This is a genomic window from Synechococcus sp. H55.11, from assembly GCF_047462475.1.
Lineage (GTDB): Bacteria > Cyanobacteriota > Cyanobacteriia > Thermostichales > Thermostichaceae > Thermostichus.
Genome location: NZ_JANSJI010000184.1, coordinates 1 through 5,238, shown reverse-complemented (window position 1 = coordinate 5,238; position 5,238 = coordinate 1). Strand labels below are relative to the sequence as shown.

General features: G+C 60.2%; 1 protein-coding gene, 2 tRNA genes and 2 rRNA genes. All 5 read left to right on the top strand.

Going from position 1 to position 5,238, the window contains the following annotated elements; all coding sequences use genetic code 11:
• The coding region (locus tag NW853_RS07605; RefSeq protein WP_414348731.1) for a serpin family protein at positions 1–786 on the top strand (786 nt) is incomplete at its 5' end.
• 378 nt (positions 787–1,164) lie between these two features.
• Positions 1,165–2,691: ribosomal RNA gene (locus NW853_RS07600) — 16S ribosomal RNA — on the top strand.
• 63 nt (positions 2,692–2,754) lie between these two features.
• A tRNA-Ile gene (locus NW853_RS07595) sits at positions 2,755–2,831 on the top strand.
• A gap of 2 nt (positions 2,832–2,833) precedes the next feature.
• A tRNA-Ala gene (locus NW853_RS07590) sits at positions 2,834–2,908 on the top strand.
• Between the two features lie 125 nt (positions 2,909–3,033).
• Positions 3,034–5,125, top strand: a 23S ribosomal RNA gene (locus NW853_RS07585).
• The 16S and 23S rRNA genes sit together here with 2 tRNA genes alongside, the layout of an rRNA operon.
• The last annotated feature ends 113 nt before the right edge of the window (positions 5,126–5,238 follow it).

Below are 5,238 nucleotides of genomic sequence, written 5' to 3'. Positions count from 1 at the left end.
CGCACGGAGACGGTGGACTTTGGGAACGCTGAGGCTGCCGCCGACGCCATCAACGCTTGGGTCAAAGAGCAGACGCAGGGACTCATCGAGAAACTGTTCCAAGCGGGCGACTTCGACGCGCAGACGCGCCTCGCGCTGGTGAACACGCTTTACTTCGAGGGCAAGTGGCAGTACCCGTTCCCGAAGGACGCGACTCAAGATGCGCCATTTTATCTGGAGCGCGGCGAGACGCGGCAGGTTCCGATGATGCGCCTGTCGGAGCGGCTGCCCTACCTCAAGGGCGAGGGCTTCGAGGCGGTCGCGCTGCCGTATGGCGAGGGCGACTACCGCTTCTACCTGTTTCTGCCCGACAAGGGTCGCACGGTCGCCGACCTGCGCCAGCAACTGACGCCCGAAAACTCGGGCAAGTGGCTTGGGGCGTTCCGCGTGGTGCAGGGCAGCGTGCAGATGCCGCGTTTTAAGATCGAGGCGAAGTACGACCTGAAGTCCCCGCTAAGTGCGCTGGGGATGGGCGTTGCGTTTGATCCTGACCGCGCCGACTTCAGCCGCATCGCCGAGGTCGCGCCTGAGCGGCTGTTCATCCAGAAGGCGATTCAGAAGGCGGTGGTGGAGGTGGACGAGGAGGGCGCCAAAGCCGTTGCAGCGACGGGTATAACGGTCGGCGTGACCTCTGTGCCCGTAGACCAGTTTAACATGGTGGTTGACCGCCCGTTCCTGTTCGCGATTGTGCATCAGCCGTCGGGCGCCGTGCTGTTTTTGGGCGTTGTGCGGCAGCCCGGAGCGTAGGGGCGACGCCCTTTTTGAGCCGACGCCCCGCGAATCGGCAGAAATTCGGGGGGAATTTGCCCCGAATCGGGCTTAAACCCTTGACAACGCTGTCGCGGGCATGGTATTATATAGCCCGCCTCAGAGCAAGGGTCTTTGGGGCGGAAGTGATACCTTGAGATCCCAGAACCTGCGTGCGGAAGGGCGATGCCCTTGACAAACGCGCCTGGGATGTGGTATAATCCGACTCGCCGACAAAATGCCGTAAGGCGTGTTGGCGTGTGCGCTTGCTGCAAGGGCGGCAAGCGGTGATTGAACCTTGAAAACCGGGCAGGTAAGAACGCTTTGCGAGGCCAGTCACCTTGGAAAACGAGCCTGCGTAAGCAGGAATCGCGTTTTCTGACGGAGAGTTTGATCCTGGCTCAGGGCGAACGCTGGCGGCGTGCCTTAGACATGCAAGTCGAGCGGTAGGCGTCCTTCGGGGCGCCGAGAGCGGCGAACGGCGGAGTAACACGTGGGTAACCTGCCCCGAAGACTGGGACAACCCGGGGAAACTCGGGCTAATACCGGATGTGGATGCGCGGGCTTCGGCTTGGGCATCTAAATGGGTTTCCGCTTCGGGATGGGCCCGCGGCCTATCAGGTTGTTGGTGAGGTAACGGCTCACCAAGCCGACGACGGGTAGCCGGTCTGAGAGGATGATCGGCCCGAGGGGCACTGAGACACGGGCCCCACTCCTACGGGAGGCAGCAGTCGGGAATTTTGGGCAATGGGCGCAAGCCTGACCCAGCGACGCCGCGTGGAGGACGAAGCCCTTCGGGGTGTAAACTCCTTTTAGTGGGGACGAACGCAGACGGTACCCACAGAAAAAGCCCCGGCTAACTACGTGCCAGCAGCCGCGGTAATACGTAGGGGGCGAGCGTTGCCCGAATTTACTGGGCGTAAAGCGCACGTAGGCGGCTTCGTAAGTCTGGTGTGAAATCTCACGGCTCAACCGGGAGGCTGCACCAGATACTGCGAAGCTCGAGGACGGGAGAGGAGATCGGAATTCCCGGTGTAGCGGTGAAATGCATTGATATCGGGAGGAACACCAGTGGCGAAGGCGGATCTCTGGCCCGTTGCTGACGCTGAGGTGCGAAAGCTGGGGGAGCGAAAGGGATTAGATACCCCTGTAGTCCCAGCCCTAAACGATGGGCGCTAGGTGTTGGGGGATTAACCCTCGGCGCCGTAGCTAACGCATTAAGCGCCCCGCCTGGGGAGTACGGCCGCAAGGTTGAAACTCAAAGGAATTGACGGGGGCCCGCACAAGCGGTGGAGCATGTGGATTAATTCGATACAAACCGAAGAACCTTACCTGGGCTTGACATCCACGAGAAACGCCCTAGAAATAGGGCGCCTCGGTGGGGAAACCCACCGACCCGTGGACACCGGTTGCATGGCTGTCGTCAGCTCGTGCCGTGAGGTGTTGGGTTAAGTCCCGCAACGAGCGCAACCCTTGTCCTCTGTTGCCAGCGGGTTATGCCGGGCACTCTGAGGAGACTGCCGTGGTCAACACGGAGGAAGGTGGGGACGACGTCAAGTCAGCATGGCGGTTACGTCCAGGGCGTCACACATGCTACAATGGGTGGTACAAAGGGCAGCCAACGCGCGAGCGGGAGCGAATCCCAAAAAACCACCCTCAGTTGGGATCGCAGTCTGCAACTCGACTGCGTGAACGCGGAATCGCTAGTAACGGCGGGTCAGCCATACCGCCGTGAATACGTTCCCGGGCCTTGTACACACCGCCCGTCAAGTCACCCGAGTCGGTTGCACCCGAAGTCGGTCGCCTAACCCGCACGGGAGGGAGCCGCCGAAGGTGTGGCTGGTAAGGGGGACTAAGTCGTAACAAGGTAGCCGTACCGGAAGGTGCGGCTGGATCACCTCCTTTAACGGAAGCAACTCTCTACGGCGCGCAAAGCACTACCTGCTCGGTTTTGAGGGAGCCACATACGGGCGCGTAGCTCAGTCGGTTAGAGCGCACCCCTGATAAGGGTGAGGTCATTGGTTCGAATCCAATCGCGCCCACCAGTGGGGGCGTAGCTCAGCGGGAGAGCACCTGCTTTGCACGCAGGGGGTCACCGGTTCAAATCCGGTCGCCTCCACCAACCTAACCACCAGCGCCTCTGGGGCGTTGATGGTTGGGCTGATAAGGCGCCCACAGTACGGGCAACGGACCCAACGATTTCCACTTTGACAACTGGACTGGAGTCATCGAGAAGCGCGCCAAAGTAGGCAAGCTACTAAGGGCGCACGGCGGATGCCTAGGAGCAAGGAGCCGATGAAGGGCGTGGTAAGCTGCGATAAGCTGCGAGGAGCCGCAAACAGGCGTTGATCCGCAGATCCCCGAATGGGAGAACCCGGCCACCGGATGGGTGGTCACCCACCGCTGAACCCATAGGCGGTGTGGAGGGAACCTGGGGAACTGAAACATCTCAGTACCCAGAGGAAGAGAAATCGAACGAGATTCCCTCAGTAGCGGCGAGCGAACGGGGAAGAGCCTAAACCAATCGGGCATGCCCGATTGGGGTCGTGGGACCGACACCAGAGAGCGATTCCGCTTAGCAGAAGTGTCTGGAAAGGCACGCCATAGCGGGTGACAGCCCCGTATGCGAAAAGTGGAACGCCTCGTCGGGATCCCGAGTAGCACGGGATAAGTGGAACCCTGTGCGAATCTGCCCGGACCACCGGGTAAGGCTAAATACTCCTTGCTACCGATAGCGCAACCAGTACCGTGAGGGAACGGTGAAAAGCACCCCGGCGAGGGGAGTGAAAGAGAACCTGAAACCGTGCGCTTACAAGCAGTCGGAGGACTATACCCCTCTGGGGGACAGTCTGACGGCGTGCCTTTTGCAGAATGAGCCGGCGAGTTGTGCTCAGCGGCAAGGTTAAGCGTCTCAGACGCGGAGCCGTAGCGAAAGCGAGTCCACACAGGGCGACCCAGTCGCTGGGTGCAGACCCGAAACCGCGCGATCTAACCCTGGTCAGGCTGAAGCCGTGGTAACACACGGTGGAGGGCCGAACTGGTGACCGTTGAAAAGGTCTCGGAGGAACTGGGGTTAGTGTGGTGAAATGCCAATCGAGCGCGGAGATAGCTGGTTCTCCCCGAAATGCATTGAGGTGCAGCCTCACGCGCTATGCTATGCAGGTAGAGCCACTGGATGGGCTAGGGGCCCTACCAGGTTACCGAACCCAACCAAACTCCGAATGGCATAGCAGGAAGCGTGGGAGTGAGACAGCGACGGATGAGCGCCGTTGTCAAAAGGGCAATAGCCCAGATCGCCCGCTAAGGTCCCTAAACACAGGCTAAGTGTTAAAGGATGTAGGGTCGCGTAAACAACCAGGAGGTTGGCTTAGAAGCAGCCACCCTTTAAACAGTGCGTAACAGCTGACTGGTCGAATGTGACCCTGCGCCGATAATGTAAGGGGGCTCAAGCCTGTTACCGAAGCGGCGGGTTCCCGCAAGGGAGCGGTAGGGGAGCGTTCTGCTCGCAGTGAAGGTGGAGCGGAAGCACCACTGGAGCGTGCAGAAGTGAGAATGCCGGCACGAGTAGCGAGAAGACGGGTGAGAATCCCGTCCGCCGAAAGCCTAAGGGTTCTTCAGGCAGGTTCGTCCGCTGAAGGTTAGGCGGTCCTAAGTCGAGGGCGAAAAGCCGTAGGCGAAGGGCAGTGGGTCAACATTCCCACCCCAGGTGGTGGAGCCAAGCGGTGACGCTTCAGAATCGGTCGGGCGCAGAGTTGGAAGGCTGCGCTCGCCCCAGCGGCAACTCTGGGGCGACGAAGGGATCCTCACGGTGAACGAAGCGACTGTGACTGGAGCCGAGAAAACCCGTGTAGCGTTGAAACCACCTGACCGTACCGCAAACCGACACAGGTAGGCGAGGCGAGGAGCCTCAGGCGCGCGAGAGAAGTCCCGCTAAGGAACTCGGCAAATTGACCCCGTAACTTCGGGAGAAGGGGTGCCTCGAAAGAGGTCGCAGCAAAGCGGGCCCGGCGACTGTTTACCAAAAACACAGCTCTCTGCGAAGGGGAAACCCGATGTATAGGGGGCGACGCTTGGCCAATGCCCGTAGGTTAAGGGGAGGGGTCAGCCGCAAGGTGCAGCCCTGAACTGAAGCCCGGGTGAATGCCGGCCGTAACTCTAACGGTCCTATGGTGACTTCGCTGCCCCCCTCATGGGTAACCATGAGGAGCGCACCCAGCTATATGCTGGAAACTCCGAGTATCCAGCGGTACTCGCAGGAGACTCTCTACTATCGGAGAACTTAATCCCTGTGAGTAACAATCCGTCTGGTGCGGACAACCAGCAGGAAAGGCTGGCTTGGGAAGCACTCAAGCCAGAATCCTCAGAGACCATACGCTGGGTACCTCAACGACGAGGTAAAGAGATGGTCCCATCTGCATGGCGACATGCAGGAGTCGTGCCCTTTGACAAGGG